The 17022-nt window shown below is 40.6% G+C and carries 12 protein-coding genes; 1 reads left to right on the forward strand and 11 read right to left on the reverse strand.

The genetic code is table 11. The annotated features are described in order from the left end of the window. Positions 1-37: 37 nt before the first annotated feature. The 5 genes from AB6N04_RS01515 to AB6N04_RS01535 form a co-directional block, all read right to left on the reverse strand. Positions 38-904, reverse strand: a complete 867-nt coding sequence (locus tag AB6N04_RS01515) for a hypothetical protein (protein ID WP_369310163.1) — start codon at positions 902-904, stop codon at positions 38-40. Positions 905-1008: 104 nt separating this feature from the next. After that, entirely contained in the window at positions 1009-1845 is an 837-nt protein-coding gene (locus tag AB6N04_RS01520; RefSeq protein WP_369310164.1) for a hypothetical protein, read from the reverse strand. 93 nt (positions 1846-1938) lie between these two features. Beyond that, a complete protein-coding gene (locus AB6N04_RS01525) occupies positions 1939-2769 on the reverse strand; it encodes a hypothetical protein (protein ID WP_369310165.1) in 831 nt (276 codons plus the stop codon). Next, positions 2766-5195 (reverse strand): peptidoglycan DD-metalloendopeptidase family protein, encoded by a 2430-nt coding sequence (locus tag AB6N04_RS01530; protein WP_369310166.1) that lies wholly within the window; start codon positions 5193-5195, stop codon positions 2766-2768. Before AB6N04_RS01530 ends, AB6N04_RS01525 begins: the two co-directional genes overlap by 4 nt. Beyond that, the gene (locus tag AB6N04_RS01535; protein WP_369310167.1) at positions 5186-5674 is read right to left on the reverse strand and encodes a hypothetical protein; all 489 of its coding nucleotides are present in this window, start codon (positions 5672-5674) and stop codon (positions 5186-5188) included. The genes AB6N04_RS01530 and AB6N04_RS01535 overlap by 10 nt, the downstream gene beginning before the upstream one ends. A 963-nt stretch (positions 5675-6637) precedes the next feature. Here AB6N04_RS01535 and AB6N04_RS01540 point away from each other — a divergent pair. Further along, positions 6638-6985, forward strand: coding sequence for a hypothetical protein (locus tag AB6N04_RS01540; protein WP_369310168.1), 348 nt, complete (start codon positions 6638-6640; stop codon positions 6983-6985). 63 nt (positions 6986-7048) lie between these two features. On the opposite strand, the gene AB6N04_RS01545 is transcribed toward AB6N04_RS01540, so the two are convergent. The 6 genes from AB6N04_RS01545 to AB6N04_RS01570 form a co-directional block, all read right to left on the reverse strand. Continuing rightward, positions 7049-8365, reverse strand: a complete 1317-nt coding sequence (locus AB6N04_RS01545; protein ID WP_369310169.1) for a cytochrome c — start codon at positions 8363-8365, stop codon at positions 7049-7051. 11 nt (positions 8366-8376) lie between these two features. Beyond that, positions 8377-8943: a (2Fe-2S)-binding protein gene (locus tag AB6N04_RS01550; protein WP_369310170.1), complete on the reverse strand. Its 567-nt coding sequence runs from the start codon at positions 8941-8943 to the stop codon at positions 8377-8379. Continuing rightward, the gene (locus tag AB6N04_RS01555) at positions 8940-11858 is read right to left on the reverse strand and encodes a xanthine dehydrogenase family protein molybdopterin-binding subunit (protein WP_369310171.1); all 2919 of its coding nucleotides are present in this window, start codon (positions 11856-11858) and stop codon (positions 8940-8942) included. Before AB6N04_RS01555 ends, AB6N04_RS01550 begins: the two co-directional genes overlap by 4 nt. A gap of 422 nt (positions 11859-12280) precedes the next feature. Then, positions 12281-13516, reverse strand: coding sequence for a cytochrome c (locus AB6N04_RS01560; protein ID WP_369310172.1), 1236 nt, complete (start codon positions 13514-13516; stop codon positions 12281-12283). Next, positions 13513-14064: a (2Fe-2S)-binding protein gene (locus AB6N04_RS01565; protein ID WP_369310173.1), complete on the reverse strand. Its 552-nt coding sequence runs from the start codon at positions 14062-14064 to the stop codon at positions 13513-13515. The genes AB6N04_RS01560 and AB6N04_RS01565 overlap by 4 nt, the downstream gene beginning before the upstream one ends. Continuing rightward, on the reverse strand, positions 14061-16856 hold the full coding sequence (locus AB6N04_RS01570; RefSeq protein WP_369310174.1) for a xanthine dehydrogenase family protein molybdopterin-binding subunit: 2796 nt from the start codon (positions 16854-16856) through the stop codon (positions 14061-14063). Before AB6N04_RS01570 ends, AB6N04_RS01565 begins: the two co-directional genes overlap by 4 nt. Positions 16857-17022: the final 166 nt, after the last annotated feature.

Consider the following 17022-nt stretch of genomic DNA (forward strand, 5'->3'; position numbering starts at 1 on the left):
ACAGGGTCTACAAGGTGTTTATTGTAAGATAATATAGTTAGTCAGGGTAACTATAACTAGTTATTTTTGTTCCTTTTTGTTCTTTCTCAATAACAATCGCTGTACTTCCACCTTGAAATTGTTGGTCTATAATTAGTTTTTTTGGTGATTCCCATTTATAATTAACAGAAGCACCGTCTTTAGGGTACTCTTTTTTGTGGTTTTTATTTAATTCAATACTCTTTTCAAGATAATCAGTATCATAATCTAGGCGGTATTGCGTATATGCCTTAAGAAGAGAAAATCCATCATAAAAACACTCTGTTCTATAACCGTCGCCTTCAAACACAGGAGGTTGCTCTGGTATTGTGCAATATTTGTCTTTTTTCGCTACAGGATCAGGCTCATTTTTTGTGGTTGAGAAAAATACCCATCGACCGTCATAAGAAAATATGATTTTATCATTGACCAATAAGAATTTTTTCGTATCAATTCTACAACCAGAATTATCGTCTATAGCCTCAATAACGCCAACCAAGCCAGTTGTATCAACTCCATATTTTGATAACGTTCGATTAGACGCTTCTGACTGTTTCGTACTACCCCAGTAATCTTCGCTTGGTAGCTGAGTATAATTATATGTATATTGGCAAGGGTTTAGGTCAGAAGGAAAACTACGTATTATTACCTCTTCAGGGGTAATAATGACTCTATTTTCTTTTATATACGCTTTTATATATTCTAGTATAGACTCTTCACTACGTTCGTTATATGGGCTCCTGTACATCATGGCTTGCTCACCAAACGAGCTTAATTTCCATGTTACTTTTTTTTCTTTTGAGTCTAAAACAAGTTGAGGAACTGATTTCTCAGCATTCACTGATGTTCCACATAGAATAAATAATAGGATTAAATATTTTTTCATAGCGTTACCGTAGAATAATTCAATGTTATAAAATAGAGTCTTTTGTCAATAGTTGCTTGTGATGAGTGAAAAGTTCTTGTCTTTTTAATATGAACTGAACTCAGTTAATCTGGGTGACCATAAATGGTTATTTTTGTACCTTTTTTCTCTTTCTCAATAACAATATCTGTATCACCACCTTCAAATAGTTGTTTTATGATTAATTTATCAGACGACTCCCATAAATAATTAACATTAACCCTATCATTAATATAGTTTTTTTGTAAATTTTCATTCAACTTGATGTTATCTTCTAGGTATTGCTCATCATAATCAGACTTGTATTTTTTGTAGGCCGAAATTATATCCAAATCTTTATAATAACAATTGGTTATTTTTCCAACTCCTTCAAATATCTCTTCTAATGTTTGTTCTGGAGATGTACAATTATTAATTTCAGCTTTATCTTTATTTTCTTTTATCATATTTTTTTCTATTGAATAAATAACTAGTCGCTCTCCTCCTATTAGAATGAGATTGTCACCAATTAATAAAAACTCATTAAACATATCAGCACAGTTTGTTATTTTATCTTTTGTAGTAATAACACCAACCTCTTCACCTATTGTAATTCCATTTTTTTTAAAGATCTCCCTGTAAAATGAAGCAGTATTATTACTTTTCCAGTAATTTATTGGGCTTACTTTTTTATATGTATATTTATAACTACATTCATTTTCAACCACAACATTAGTTTTATCTATAATAATATTTTTGTTATATAAAAATTTCTTAAAAAACACCTTAGATACCCCATTTGAATTTATCTTCAAACTTTCAGGATCTGATTTATAAGTCCATGTCAATTCTTTATATTCTGATTCTTCAATAATTTCTGGTGCAGTGTTTATAGCATAGCTATAAAATGATAATGTGAATGTTAAAAATAATAACTTTTTCATAATTATTTAATTTAATTAATAATTGGCATTTAAAGAGAGTATTTTTAGATAAACTCACCCTAATAACCCCCCCTGGAATACTGTATAATAAATTTAGTCAGGACGATCAATTGTTGTAATCACCGTCCCATTAAAATCATTTTTGTTCTCTTCTAAAATAATTTCTTTATCCCCTCCCGGGAATTTTTGTTCTATTGTTAATTTTTTCACTCCATCCCACTTATAAGAAACAAAAACACTGCGATCCATATGACCATCTCCGTATGTTTTATTTAAATCTTTGCCATTGCTTATCTTATCTAATAGATATATTTCTCCATTTTTAATAGCTATATTATAATTGTAGGTATATGCTTCAAAAATATTTTTGTCTGGAAAGTAACAATAAGATTTAAATTCGAATTCTTCAATATTATCCTCTGACGTACACCAAAAATCCAAAACCGGCTTTTCATTAACATGAGAATAAACGTCTATTTTTTCATAGGCTATGTTTATTAATTTATTGTCAATTAGTAATAAATCACCATATTTTTCACCACAAATATCATTCGGATTATCAGGATAAAAAACACCAATTTCATCCCCTATCTTTATTTTTTTGTCATTAAAAAAATTCATATAAAAACTCAGTGTTTTATTACTCATCCAATATGAGATAGGTTTTTTTTTAACCTTAGAGTAAATAAACTCACAATCATTATTTATACTTATGTTTTTTTTATCAATAGTAATGTATTTATCATTTAAAAAATAATCAAAATAGTTTTTTGATGTTTCATTATTCATACTATCTAAATTAGTATGGAATGAATGTGAATAACGCCAAAAAACATTTTCTTTTATAATTGTTTCAGATTTGCAAGAGAAAGCAAAAGTACAAAAAACTAAAGTTATAAAAAATTTATTTTTAATAAAAATCATAAGCTATAGTCGCCTCGTAAAAAAATATTTTTTTCAGCTTCCCTGCGCCTTACTAATCCCAGAGTTCCATTATTTGTTATGTCTAAAAATTCTTTCGCTGCCAATTCATAATCCTCCGTATTTATAGAGCTAAGTAATTTTGGTGCTTTTCCATCTCTTAAAAAATTACTACCACAATTAAACAAAAGACTAACAAGTGCATCATATTCATGCTGGAATAATTTTACAGCTATATCTCTTTTTATTGCATTTTCGAATCTAACTAAATCAGAATTAAATAATTCATCTGCTTTCTCCTCTGTTATACCATTGGCAAACGTATCATCTAACACCATGTTTTCACATTTATTTCTACTAATTAAATGGCCATAACCGATAGTACAAAATCCCTCAGAATCATTATATGCATTCAATTGCATTGACTCCCATTTTTTTATAAATTCTTTACCATTTTCAGATAAAGATAAACTATTTAAATCTAATCTATCATTTTCTTTATCTAGAAACGAAGAATCATACCCCTCAATAAGTATATCAATAGGGTCAACATTGTCTTTACGTCGCTGATAAGGCAATCTTTGCATCTCTGTCAACGGTGTTTTGATATTTTCACCATCAGTAAAATACTCAAAATGCAACATATAGATAGTTTTGCCTTTGACCACTTCAAGGTGTTTTCCATTTTTGATTAAATATCCGGTATAACCCAGTATATCCCCTTGATTAACGTTATCACCGACTTTAACTTCTATTGATTCTGGATTAACTTCACCATAACGAATGATAAAACAGCGACCATCTTTTGTATGATGCTGTACAGATATTTGGTGTGTTTCGCAATAAAAACTCCTGACTTCAAAGACTTTACCATCGCAAATTGCTTGGACAGGAGCATTAGGAGCAGTATATAAATCAATCGCCGCATGTTTTCTATTGTTTGGTCTATTGGTGCCAAATACCGTCTGATTTCCCTTATTTCGATTTCGCCAGTAATAATATTTATAAACGCCATCAATGTCATTTAATGGCTTAGTTTGCAAAGGAAAAATAATATTATGCGTTTTTTCAGTATTTATCGCATCCAAAAACACCAGTGGGTGCATATGCCATAGTGAGGGCGCTAATTTATCTTTTGTGACCTCTTGCATCCATGTCATACTTTCAATAAATTCTTCACTGTATGCTTTCCATTGTGGAGCATCTTTCGCTAAAAATTGTAAAAAGGGCTGCCAAATAGCATCTTTTGCCGTGTAATACCAATCACTATGATGTTTTACAATAGTTTTATTAATGACACCAGCAAACATGGGATGATGAAACATATAACGATATTCATTCGAGTTATAGCTGGTAGTGTTCGGTGAGGTCATTTGTGTGAGTAATTGCTTATAGTTAAAGGCGATAATCGCTTTATTAGGCCTTGAGGAAAGTTCAGCTGTTTCAATAATTTCTTTAAAAATGGATGAGATAAATGGGGCATCTGTTTTCCCCAAACCCGGTAAATAATCAAAGGTGTTAGTTTCACTGATGACTGTTTTAAATCCTAGCTGAGAAAGATCATACTGAGAGAGTAATTTTGAATATTGTTTGAGATTATTATCTTCTTCTTGTCGCTTTTGTCTCTCTTGGTATCCCAATGCCCCAAAATTATTCACACTGTTTGATTCTGCACTGAGTGCCCCGAAATTCGGACGTTTCGGTAAATACGCGAGGTATTCAGGCAGGTAATAGTATTCGTTTTTATCTTTATCTTGCTTGATGTCTAGATTACTCAACGTATAAAGCGATTCATGAGTTGTTACACGTTCAGACCGAACAAAGACATCAGGCTCACTAACACTATTCGTCCAGAGCATTAAACCCGGAGAGCATTTTAGATAACGGGGCATATCACGATCGATAGCTTCTTGATTTTGTAAAAATAACGGTAAATTATCATCATCACTAAAGCATTCGATATGAACTTGATAACGAGACTCAAAACCGCGCTCTTTAGGGGCTTGATAAAATCCCATATGACCAATGCTATCCCCTGCACGAATGGGAATAGGCGAGGAAGGGCACATCACTTTATCAAATTGAGCGTGTTCCTTTGCTGGTGTGGAAAGCACCGATTTCCACCAAGACGGTGTGATATCGTCTTTTTTCAATTGAATATTATTTTTATCGACTAAAAGCCAATATTTTTTAGCCGTATCATCATTGGATTTCAGCGTAACAAGTCCATATTCTCGTTTTTCTCTGTTCACTTCTACGGTCATGCGGGTTTGATTATCCCACTCCACTATCGTGCCACTGGGGAGTGAGGCTTCACGAGCTGGGTTAGGCGTTCCTTTCCAGTCTGAAGAATAGGCATTTAATGTATTTTTAAGATCCCAGAGCTGTGAGCCCGATTTTTGATAGGCTTGGTGAGGGGCTAAATGCATATATAAGGTATAAAACGCAATCCACTGCTTTGCGCTTCGCCTAATTGCACTTGATGACGAACTAAAACAAAGGAGCCAGACAGTTGCAATGTCATGCTATTCCATTGTATTGGGATATAATCTTGATTTATGCGGTAGGCAACAATCTCTCCGTCAGCCATACACTGGATAGGCTGCTCACCAGTGTATTTAATCGGAAATGCAGATTGCTCTTCAAATTTATTCGAACTGAGCGCACACCAAGGCGTTGTTGTATTCGTAATGTGAATGCCGCTATGCCACATGTAATTACGGCCCAGTAGGTAGCTACCTGTCGCTTCACCTTTTAAATGCCCTAAAATCTCATCGAGTTTAGTAAAGAGTTGCCCTTGTTTGTTTTTAGGAACAGGAAATACACGAGTCAACCGTTTGATTGCTTTCTTTTGTTCAGAAGCATTCTCTGTTGTTTCTTCAGCCGATGTCGTGTTTTTTCCTACCATTTTTGCATCTTTCCTTGTTCGAATAAAAATGAATGCTGTGGGACGGTCAGTATAATTTCAGATAGCATCTCACGCTTAAGTTAAATTTACAATTTATAACACTGGCTTTCCCAATAAATTAAGTACCGCAAATAATCTCCTCCGTGCTCTTGCAGCCCATGCACCAACGGTTTCATGTTTTTATGGGGTAAGTCAGGCTGCTCACCAATCCCTCTTGGCTGATGAATATTTTCCTCACTTAAACTTTCCCATCTGGGCTCATTCGCTACCCATAAGTTTTGCCACTCTTCTTGTAGAATAGGGGGTAGCTTCCAGCATGGCTGATAGCTAATGCGCCGATGTTGCTTAATTAACTAATAACAAAGGACTCGTTATTTAGACGATAACGAACTCAAGACATTTTTAGTGTGGTTGCCGAGTTCTACTTACCCCAATGTCGTGAAAAATGTTTTCCGTCTGATGCTTTGGGTAGGCTACCGCGCTGGTGATGTCGGGATCATTGCACAATCACGTTAATCAAAAAGTTAAGCCAGAGCTATTGTGTTAGCACGTTATATGGTGTGTTTAATGTTCATCGAAGCAGCTATAAATATTGGTGTTGTCGCTTAAATAACGTGACAGCAGAGCAATTACAACTGTGCGCTAATGTGCGTGAAGATCATGAAGAAAGTTGGGGCTTAGCAGGGGCTAGGCGATTGTGGATATGGCCACTGTAAAAGGAACGAGATTGCCCTGCTACCTAGCCTCTAACATAATGAAATTATTAGGTTTATTTACCATAAATGAAATTGCATTTTCAAATAATCAAGCAAAGTAATACCATGATAAATGCAATACGCATAGCAGTACTCTTTATAATGGCAATTTATCTTTGATTAAAAAGCGGTTTGGACTTGTCCCAAAAACGGAAATTACAACTTAAGTGGGGTGGTGCAGCATGAGAAAACCTAAGAGGTGAATAATATGGGAATAATCGAATTTCCTGATGAAGTTGATTTTTTAAGTTTTTTCGAAAGTGAGCCTATTCATCGAGATATTGAAGATGCGCTGACATTTGGGTATGAATTCAAACAGGGCAATATTTGTCTATTATTCTATTTTACGGCTTATGAAGGTTGCGTTACGCTGATATTGAAGCAAGAAGATACGGAGTTACTTGTATTACATTTGAATAACATAATAAAAATTATAATTACTGAGGATGAAGGTGCGCTAATCCTTCGCTCCAAAGCGGGTTGTGATGAAAATAATAATTATTATGTACAAATTAGACCAACAATCTTAATTAATAACAAAGGATATGCGGGATGATGTATCTGTATTATTGATTTGTGAGATAGCGCTTCTTTATTATTAAGAAGCGCTTTTGGGTTATTACATTGCTTTTTTTAGTTTTTCAACTTGCTGTGCGGTAACGGGTTTGCCTTGACCACCCCATTCGGCGCGTGCCCACGAAACTAAATCGGCGATTTCTTGAGGGGTTAAATCGTCGGCGAAACTCGGCATTGCGTACATGCGCTGTCCGTTAGGGAATGTAGTGGTAGGAATACCGGTTAACACTACACTAATAAAGGTTTCAGGGCTGTCCATGGCTAAAATCGCATTGCCTTTTAGGGCTGGAATGCCATTTGGAACGCCTTCACCCGTAATACCGTGGCAACCTGCACAGGTGGACATATACATTAAACGACCCGTTTCCATTGTTGCACCAATATCCGTGGTGGGTTGAGCATTAGCTTCGGGCAACGCAGTGGGTGGAGTTTTGGCACCAAGAACATTTCCTTGCTTGTCTGTCATCAAATATATTGCCATGTCATCCACGTCACTTTTTTTCATTTGGCTGGTGGAAAAATGGGTTACGGTACTCATATCAGCAAACGCAGAGCCTTGGGGGGCGTTACCCGTCAGTAAAAATTGGCTTAAAGATGCAGTATCGTAACCATGTTTAGACAATGCCTCGGCTGTAATATCTGGGATCGCAAGACCAGCTTCTTCTCCTCCTTGTAATGAGCGGGAAAACTCCACGCCCATCATAAAGTTACGTGGTGAATGGCAAGCGCCGCAGTGGGCGAGTCCTTCCACAATATATGCGCCTCGGTTCCACTGTTCAGAGCGCTGCGGGTCATGTGGGGCACTTTGTTTCGGAAAATTGAGTAGCGTCCAAAAATTCATAAAAGGGCGGACAGGTAAAACAAATACCCCGGTATTTTCTTTGTTGGAAACGGCCATTGGCGGCAGGCTCATTACATAGGCATACAGAGCATCTATATCTTCTGACGTGGTCATCTGTGTGAAAACAAATGGCATTGCAGGGTAGAGATTGCCTCTCTCTTTGCCTATGCCATCTTTCAGTGCACGGTGGAAATCGGCACGGGTATAGTTGCCGATACCAAATTGTTTATCTGGGGTAATATTGGTGGAATAAATCGTACCAAAAGGTGTGCCGATAGCACGGCCCCCCGCAGCCAGAGGTCCTTCAGGTAAGGAATGACAACCAAAGCAATCTCCTGCAATAGCCAGTTCTTGCCCACGGGGTAATAATCGTGCCACCTCTTCAGAGGTAAGTGGTTTATCTAAGTCAGGGCCAATACTGGTAGTACGAAATGCACCAAACAGGATAGCAAGCATCAGCGCAATAAATAGTGCGATGATGATATAGAGCGTTTTACGTATGGAGCGAGATTTAGCCATCGTCATTCTCCCTAATCAATCACACAGCCAGGAGTGTCTAAGGCGACTTTTCTCACAGCTTCGTAGTAACGCACATAGCCTGTGCAGCGGCAAATATGTTCATTTAGTGCATCCTCAATAGCTTGTTCAAGAAAGGCCCGTTTGACAGGGTTTTTCTTGAGTTTATTGATGAATACGGTTGCTCCTGTAACAAAGCCCGGCGCACAGTAGCCACATTGAAATGAAAAATTTTCAATAAACGCTTGTTGAATAGGTGTTAATTCGACAATTTTGCCTTGTTCATCAACCTTTGCCTGCCCCTCGATAGTGACGATATTTTTGTGATTAAAATAATGTGCGCCGAAAATACAGGTGCGACTTTCAACAGTGGTGCCATCGGGTTGAATTTCCATAATGGTACAGGCGTGGCAGATCCCTTGACCGCAACCAAAGTGAGTGCCTGTCAGGTCGAGATATTCATGAAGAAACTCAATCATTGGCATCCCAACAGGGACATCAATAGGGCCAACTTTTTGACCGTTGATGGTCAGGGTTAATGGCTTGCGCTCAATAATCGGAACGGCATTTTTGATATTCATGAGAGGGCCTTTTTAATTTTATCTACCGTAATAGGGAATTCATAAAAACGTTTCCCCGTCGCGTGGGTGAGGGCATTGCTGGTGGCGGGTAGGATAGGGATCATCCCCAATTCTGCCATGCCTTTTGGCGGTGAAGTTTCAGACAGCGGCGGTAAATAATCGATAGTTTGCTGCCAAACAGCTACGTCTTTTGCACGCGGCAGAACATAGCGGTTAAAGTTCCATGTACCATTACCCGGGCCATCGCCATACAGCGGAAGTTCTTCCATTAATGCATGTCCGATACCCATTGCTGTTCCCCCTTGAATTTGTCCTGAAACCAATTCAGGGACGATCATCGTACCGGGATCCATAATCATATGATGGCGCATAACCTCCACTTCTCCCGTCATAGTATTGACGTTGAGTTCAACTAAGCAACATGCAGGAGTCACTGTGGTTGGATCCGCTTTAGCACGCTGGGTTGGTGGGTAATAAGCCATTTTACGTTTGATAAAGTGATAACCGCCCGTTGTCATCTGTTTCTTCAATTCATTAGGTGCACCATCACCGTAACGTATGGATATGGCATCGAGAGGCAAGTTTTTTAACCCTACGGTTGGAATATCAAAATCAGCGCGTGCCCATTGCCAACTGGAATAGCCATGGACGGCGATCCCGGTGATCAACCCCATTTCATGGGCGCGTTTGGCTAATATATTGAATGGAATAGGTTTCATACCGCCACCACCGATACCGTCAGGACCAACACGAATATCTGAAAACTCAACATTTAAGCCATTGAATGCACCGCCTCCAGGACCTTCACTCCAAATACTTTTTGCCGCAGGCCATAAGGTGTTTTCCAGTAAGAAACGCCCTGCTTGACGTGTGCCAAAACCGATATAGTAAACCCCACTGGATGAGCTCATATCTGGGATCAGCGCTGGTGTCCAATAAGGATCATTTTTGGCCAATTCATCTTGTTTTTTCTGATCTGCCCAACTGGTTTTTAACGGGAGTTCAGCAAACTCTGTGACACCAAATTCCACGACATCAGGGGCTTTACTCAGAGCTTGCCATACCATGACCTGTTGGGCAGTGGTTCCTCCTGTGCCAATTTCTTGCATACAGTGGCGCATGGTCAGTTTGCCATCGGCATCAAATTCAAGGGAAAGGATGGTGGGAACACCACTAGAGCCATACACCTGTTGAACTTGTGCAAAGCCAACGCCGTAAAGTTTCCCGGGATTTTTAGCCTCATATTCGGCCTTGTTTTTCTCTCGTTCGACCCATATTGGGTGTTTTTCGGCGAGATTTAGCATTTCCACATTACGCGGATCACCTGCAATGACACCGCCTTGAGTATTGGGGTAGCCTTCTAAAATGGCATTACGACGGCGCAATTCGATCGGGTCGATATTTAGGTTGTGGGCGATTTCATCCACCATCAATTCGGTTATCGCCATGGATTGTAACGAACCAAAACCGCGCATCGAACCGGCTTCCACAGCAGGTGTTGCCATGGCGAGTGCAGTTAAATCGGATTTTGGAAAATAGTAAATCGACTGCGCCCCGCGCACTGCAACATGGGAAACCGCAACGGATAAATTTTCACGACCCCCACCATTACAGTTATACGTGCCTTTTAATATATCGAATTTACCCGTTTTTTTATCACCAATAATGGTTACGTCCATCTCAATGGAATGGCGCTTCATACCCATTTGGAATTGTTCATAACGGTCATTAGCCATGCGAACAGGGAGTCCGTCCGCATAGAAACTGGCAACCAATGCATAGAATGGAAAAACCGAATAATCCTTTGAACCATAACCGACAGTGGAACCTGTCAATAAAATGATGTTTTCAACAGAAAAGTTTTTATTATTCTTCGATAATTCAGCTGCGGCATTGACTACGCCTGCGGGAGATTGCGTTGCCGTCAAAATGTGTAGGGTTTTTGTTTGTGCATCATACCACGTGTTGCAGTTATCAGGCTCCATGGCACAAGGATCGATGGATTGGGAAAAACCGTGGCGCTCAAGGACAAATTTATCTGGGTTTTGGCGCGCAGCGGCAATTTCTTGCTCAATTTGCCGCGCGTAGTCCATGGCTCTTTCTTGCTTATCAGGATGTTGTTCGGCTTGATGTAGGGCTTGGATAAAGCCACCGCCACGATCTTTGCGGATAACGGGTGGAACGGTGATGGCATGTTTGGGGTCATAAGGAGGCCAAACAGGTGTGTTGCCATCAAAACCGCCTTTGATCCCTGAATCTTGGTAAGGAGAGAAGATTGAAGGGGAAAGTGGTGTTTCACCACCGATCCGCACATAACGCGCTGCGCCATAGTTGGCTGGCGGTTTAGGACCTGTGACGGCCCCGTATTTCACTGTGTTTGTCGCAAAGCGTAACATACGCTGAGCCGCACTGTATTTATCGAAGTCTTGATAAATTAAAATTGCAACGGGGTGGCCAATAATCGGGGCTGTTTCCCCTAATGGAACTAGCACATTGGTACCGTAAAATCCTTTACCCATTCCCGTATCTTGAGGAATATTTAGGCCGTCACGGATCAGGTCTTCTTGCAAAACAACTCTATCTGGTTGCAAGTTTGGCCCTAATATTGAAATATCAATGCCTTCGAATGTTTTCTCAGCGTCAGTGGCTTTTAACATAAAGGCATAACTTTGTTTTTTCGGCCAGCCGGGAATATCTTTGGCTCGGTAGTCTCGGGCAAAGTTTTTTCTACCTGTGACTTTTTCAACGCCATCCCAACGAAAGCGTGCTTTACCATTTTGCCCAATCCAATCAGTTTTTGCTGAGTCTGAGTCTAGCTCAACCGCAAGGGCAAAGGGAAGTTTCCCCACCATGACGGCAATTCCTGCGATGGTGCCTAATTTAATAAAATTACGTCTAGAAATATGTCCCGTCATTATGCACTCCTAAATTTTATTATTAGGGGGATTTACATTAGAGGCAGTGATAAAAAATGTGCTTATCTAATTAAATGTAAGATTATTTTATGACGAATAAATCAAATCATATTTAGATGATTAATATCTGATTACTCAATAAGTTACATAAATAGTATGGGTATCTATAAAGGGTTATGACAAATGAGTAAAGGGGTTTATACAAGAAAGTGAATAATTTTGATAAAGTCATCTTAATGAGACAATTTCGAATAAAATCGCTACTTAAGATTAAGGTTTATTAAGAGGATTAATAGGGTTTTAATTATCGTTAAATAAAAGGGATGTATAATTTAATATATAACAATTCTATTTTTGACGAATTAATGAAATGAAAAAACCAGACTGATTAACAAATATGATCAGTCTGGCTTTTTCAAGGGTTATTGGCGTAAGGCTTTGATGTGCTCTGGTGTCACATCGGCAGGTTGCCCACCCCATTCCACGCGCAAGAAATTGACGAGTTCACTGATTTGTTGGTCGCTCAGTTTATTGGCGAAGCCTGGCATACTCTGTAGGCTTTGGTTATTCGGAAATTGTTGCTCTGGTAACCCATCCAAGATGGTGTTGATCAGATTGGTGCTATCTGCATTTCGTAATGTCGAATTGCCTTTCATCGCAACAGCGACATTGGGTTTACCACTACCGTCATATGAATGACAACCTGAGCATGTTTCTAAATACACTTGGCGACCTTGGGCGTTACCTTCACCCATTTTTAAGGGTAATGTTGCCGGAGGGTTATCACCCATCAGGTAAGTGGCGATTGCGCTATTATCTTCAGGGGTTAAGTGTTGTGAACTGAGGTAGATCACTGGGTGCATATCACTGTAGGCTGAGCCTTGTGGGGCGATGCCAGTCATAAAAAATTGCTGTAAATCGGCTTTCGTCCAGCCTCTTGCCGCCAGCGCTTGTGGCGTAATATCCGGCGCAATAAAGCGTCCTAATGCCCCTCCTTTCATAAAGTTATCTAAATCCATTTCACCCAATTTGCCCCTTGGTGTGTGGCATTCTGCGCAGTGTTCCAATACGTTAACTAAATATTTTCCACGCAACCATTCAGGGGAACTGCCTTGAGAGACATCAGGAAGCGGTTTGTCATTGAAAAATAGTAAATTCCAACCAATCATCGCCATACGTTGGTTTAGCGGGAAAGGGAGTGAATTTTCAGGGGGGGCGACATCCACAGCAGGGCGGCTCATCAGATAACTGTAAATGGCATCAGAATCTTCCCGCGTTATCCCTTTATAAGAGGTATAAGGCATCGCAGGATAAAGGTGCTTACTTGGCGGTGAGATCCCTTGAGTCAGCGCTTTATAAAAATCATCTTTTGTCCAACGACCAATCCCGAAATCGGCAGAAGGGGTTAGGTTACTGCTGTAAATGATCCCAAAAGGTGTATCAAGGGGGAAACCGCCCGCAAGTGGCGCGCCGTTGGTGCTGGTATGGCAGGCTGCACAGTCACTGGCAAGGGTGAGGTATCGCCCCCGTTCAATTTCTTGAGGTGTGGCTGTGACTTTTTGTACAGGGCCGTCAAGTGTACGGCTTTCATACCAATAAAGCACTGCCCAAACGACAATGATAATTGCGATAAGCCATAAAATGATTTTTTTGATCATTTGATTGCCTCCTTGATAAGCCCCGGAGTTGCAAGAACAACCTCACGTACCGCTTGGTAGTAACGAACATAACCGGTACAACGACAAATATGGTTATTCAACGCTTGTTTAATGGCTTCTTCCAACTCTTCCTCTTTAATCGGATTACGCTGAAGCTCTTCAATAAAAATGGTAGCGGCATTGACAAATCCGGGGGTGCAATAGCCACATTGGAAACTAAAGTTTTCGATAAAGGCTTGTTGCACGGGGGATAATTTAACATCCCCATTTTCTTCTTTGGTGGCAGCACCTTCGATAGTGCGAATACTTTTGTTGTTAAAAAAGTGAGCGCCAGTAATGCAGGTGCGGATTTCTTCACTGGTGCCTGAAGGGTGGTCTAAGATCACAACGCAGGCGTGGCAAATACCTTGACCACAACCAAGACGCGAACCGGTTAAATCGACATATTCATGAAGAAAATCAATCATCATGAGGCCTTCAGGTATGTCCATCGGTCCATAAGATTGACCATTAATGGTTAAAGTCAGCGGAAGGTAGTTTAAGCTCATGATAATACCTCTAGAATATCTTTAGCGCGCACAGGCAGGTGCAAGAAATGGTGACCAGTCGCATCAGCGATAGCATTGACGATAGATGAAACCACAGGGATCATCACAACCTCAGCAACCCCTTTGGGCGGGTCGGTTTCTGAGAGCCCTGGCAGAATTTCACTGGTCTGTTGCCAAACAGCAACGTCACTGGCGAGGGGAAGATGGTAACGGTTGAAGTTCCATGTTCCATTACCAGGGCCGTCTTCATACAGCGGTAAATATTCATGGAGGGCATGGCCGATACCCATAGCCAGACCACCTTGGATTTGCCCCGATACCAGTTGCGGAACAATGAGGTTACCGCACTCCACAACCGAGTGGTGGTTGAGTAATTCCACGTGTCCTGTCGCTTTATCGATGGACAATTCTGTGACAGTTGCCACCGCGCTGTAGTAGGTTACACCCGCATTGTTTCTTTGTGTATCAGGGTAATAGGCTTTTTCACGATGGTAAACTTGGTAATCATTTTCGGCAAAACGTAAAGCGAGCCCGTCTACCGGTAAACGGCGCATTTCTCCTTGAATATGAAAATCAGCTTCAGCCCATTGCCAACGGTTAAATACGTGGCTAACAGCGCCAGTTAAACCGCCCATTTCAAATGTGCGCTCGATTAACCGCGGTAAACTAAGCACTTCTAACCCATCAGCAGTCAACCCTTCAGCGACCCAGCGGGCGTCTTCGCGACGTACGACTAATGGTGCTGCTTGCCCTCCACCAATGCCTTCTTGCCAAATTGACATTGCAGCTGGCCACAAGCCGTATTCGAATACTAACCGTGCAGCTTCTTCTGTACTGTGTGTAAAATAGTATGCGGAGTTACTGGCACTTGATGGAGAACAATAATTGGGGGTCCAAAGTGGGTTTTGTGCTAAACGGTTTTGTTCTTCCTGTGACATGGCAAATGGGTTGCCCGTTGATATCATCGGTAACATTGACCAATCAGTGACGGAAAAGTGGGCGAGCTCAGCAGGTTTTCCGAGCCATTTGGCACAAACCACGGCTTGAGAGGTGGACATCCCTGTGCCCATTTCAGCGCCACTGTGGTAAATCGCAATTTTACCTTCACGAGTGAGCTCAACTCGGGCAAATGAGGATTCAGCCCCCGTCCCAAAGTCTTTTTGCACACAGGAAATACCCGTACCAAATAATTTCCCGCTATTTTGGGCTTCATAATCGGCTTTACGTTTGGCTCTTTCTGTCCACATCGGGTGCGCAGCACAACGTGTTAAGACTTCATCAGCACGGATAGCACCGGCTGGGATTGCGCCTTGGGTATTTTTCATCCCGGATTTAATTAAGTTTTTCAATCTAAACTCAATGGGATCAGCCTTGAGTAACTTGGCGGCTTCTTCCATTAACATATCTGTCGCCGCCATGGCTTGGAGTGTGCCATAACCTCGGGCAGAGCCTGCATCTACCGCCCGTGATGCAATTCCCACAGCGTAGAGATCACTCCGAGGAATATAGTAAATAGCCTGTGCCCCCGTGGCTCCCACCATCACAACGGAGGGGGTAAAGTTGCAGCGACCGCCGCCATCGCCAATGAATGAGGCGCTTAGTGCTTCAATTTTATGTGTTTTTTTATTGACAGCTAATGTGTAATCCATGTCGAAGGCATGGCGTTTGAGGCTGGACTGGAATTGCTCGTAGCGGTCATTTGCGAGACGAATAGGTACGCCGTTGCCATATAGCGTAGCCATTGCGCCATAATAAGGGAATGGGCTGTGATCTTTCGAACCATAACCTACTGTAAAACAAGGGTGTAGGAAAATTTGCTTAATTGGAAATGTTGATTTTGCCAACATTTCAGGTAACGATGCGGCAACTTCTTGGGGTGATTGCGTTGGGATCACGAGGTGGAATGATTGGGTCTTTTCATCATACCAACCATTGGCGTTGTCTGGTTCTAATGCAGAAGTATCAATGGATTGAGAGAAATATTTGCGCTTAATCACCAACCAATCATCAGGTGGGTTTTCCAATTGTTTTGCCAGCGCATCGGCAAAAAACATCCCTTCTTCATCCAATTTTCCCCCCTCACGACCTTCTGGCCATACGGGAAGGTGTTTTTTCATTCCGATGGGCGAAATAGGCATATCTTTCATGCTGGAGTAAATATCAGGGTCGTAAGGGTTTTCGCTACCAATACGCACGCCACGATAGGTGCCCCAAGGGTCACGTTCTAATGGTCCAGTGAATGCGCCATATTGAATAATATCATCATGAAATTTAAGTGTTTCTTTGGCAAAACGGAATTTTGCAAAGTCATGGTAAATAAGTAGGGCTACGGCTTGACCTAAATAAGCGGGGGTTTTTCCTTCAGGAAGAAGTAGGTCTTCACCGTAAAATTCAGGGAAGGCGACGCCGTCTTTCTCCAGATCACGAGCAGTGACAATACGATCTGGCATTAGACCATCACTGAGCCTTTCAAGATTAAAACCTTGATAAATTTTATCTGCCTGAGTCACTCTGAGTAAAAATGCGTGACCTTGCTGCTTAGGCCAGTGAGGAATATCCCGAGCACGAATATCTCTGGCGAAAACTTTCTCACCTTGTACTTTAGAAAAGGCATCAATACGGAATTTGATTCGTTTATCAACGGGGTTCCAATCCGCAGGTTGAAGGATTTTTTCCTCAAATAGCACGTCAAAAGCGCGGCTATACAAAGGGGCGAGATATACTGAAATCCCAGCAATAACGGCACATTTTAGAAAGTGTCTGCGGGAGAGTTCGACATTGCTTTTGCTCATAATAAACCCTTACACTTATTATACTACATGTATATTGTTTTATTTATCATCACTCTGAAAAGTATTAAATAGTAATTCAAATATTGTCCAAATATGAATGAAAAGCAAATTAGTATAAATATTAACTTGTTATCTTATTGAATATCCTTTATCAATAAAAGTATAT

The organism is Providencia rettgeri (assembly GCF_041075285.1).
Classification (GTDB): domain Bacteria; phylum Pseudomonadota; class Gammaproteobacteria; order Enterobacterales; family Enterobacteriaceae; genus Providencia; species Providencia rettgeri_G.

Excerpts from the sequence above, each read along its gene's own strand:
- AB6N04_RS01515 (WP_369310163.1), bottom strand. The coding sequence starts at position 904 with ATGAAAAAATATTTAATCCTATTATTTATTCTATGTGGAACATCAGTG.
- AB6N04_RS01520 (WP_369310164.1), bottom strand. The coding sequence starts at position 1,845 with ATGAAAAAGTTATTATTTTTAACATTCACATTATCATTTTATAGCTAT.
- AB6N04_RS01525 (WP_369310165.1), bottom strand. The coding sequence starts at position 2,769 with ATGATTTTTATTAAAAATAAATTTTTTATAACTTTAGTTTTTTGTACT.
- AB6N04_RS01530 (WP_369310166.1), bottom strand. The coding sequence starts at position 5,195 with ATGCATTTAGCCCCTCACCAAGCCTATCAAAAATCGGGCTCACAGCTC.
- AB6N04_RS01535 (WP_369310167.1), bottom strand. The coding sequence starts at position 5,674 with ATGGTAGGAAAAAACACGACATCGGCTGAAGAAACAACAGAGAATGCT.
- AB6N04_RS01540 (WP_369310168.1), top strand. The coding sequence starts at position 6,638 with ATGGGAATAATCGAATTTCCTGATGAAGTTGATTTTTTAAGTTTTTTC.
- AB6N04_RS01545 (WP_369310169.1), bottom strand. The coding sequence starts at position 8,365 with ATGGCTAAATCTCGCTCCATACGTAAAACGCTCTATATCATCATCGCA.
- AB6N04_RS01550 (WP_369310170.1), bottom strand. The coding sequence starts at position 8,943 with ATGAATATCAAAAATGCCGTTCCGATTATTGAGCGCAAGCCATTAACC.
- AB6N04_RS01555 (WP_369310171.1), bottom strand. The coding sequence starts at position 11,858 with ATGACGGGACATATTTCTAGACGTAATTTTATTAAATTAGGCACCATC.
- AB6N04_RS01560 (WP_369310172.1), bottom strand. The coding sequence starts at position 13,516 with ATGATCAAAAAAATCATTTTATGGCTTATCGCAATTATCATTGTCGTT.
- AB6N04_RS01565 (WP_369310173.1), bottom strand. The coding sequence starts at position 14,064 with ATGAGCTTAAACTACCTTCCGCTGACTTTAACCATTAATGGTCAATCT.
- AB6N04_RS01570 (WP_369310174.1), bottom strand. The coding sequence starts at position 16,856 with ATGAGCAAAAGCAATGTCGAACTCTCCCGCAGACACTTTCTAAAATGT.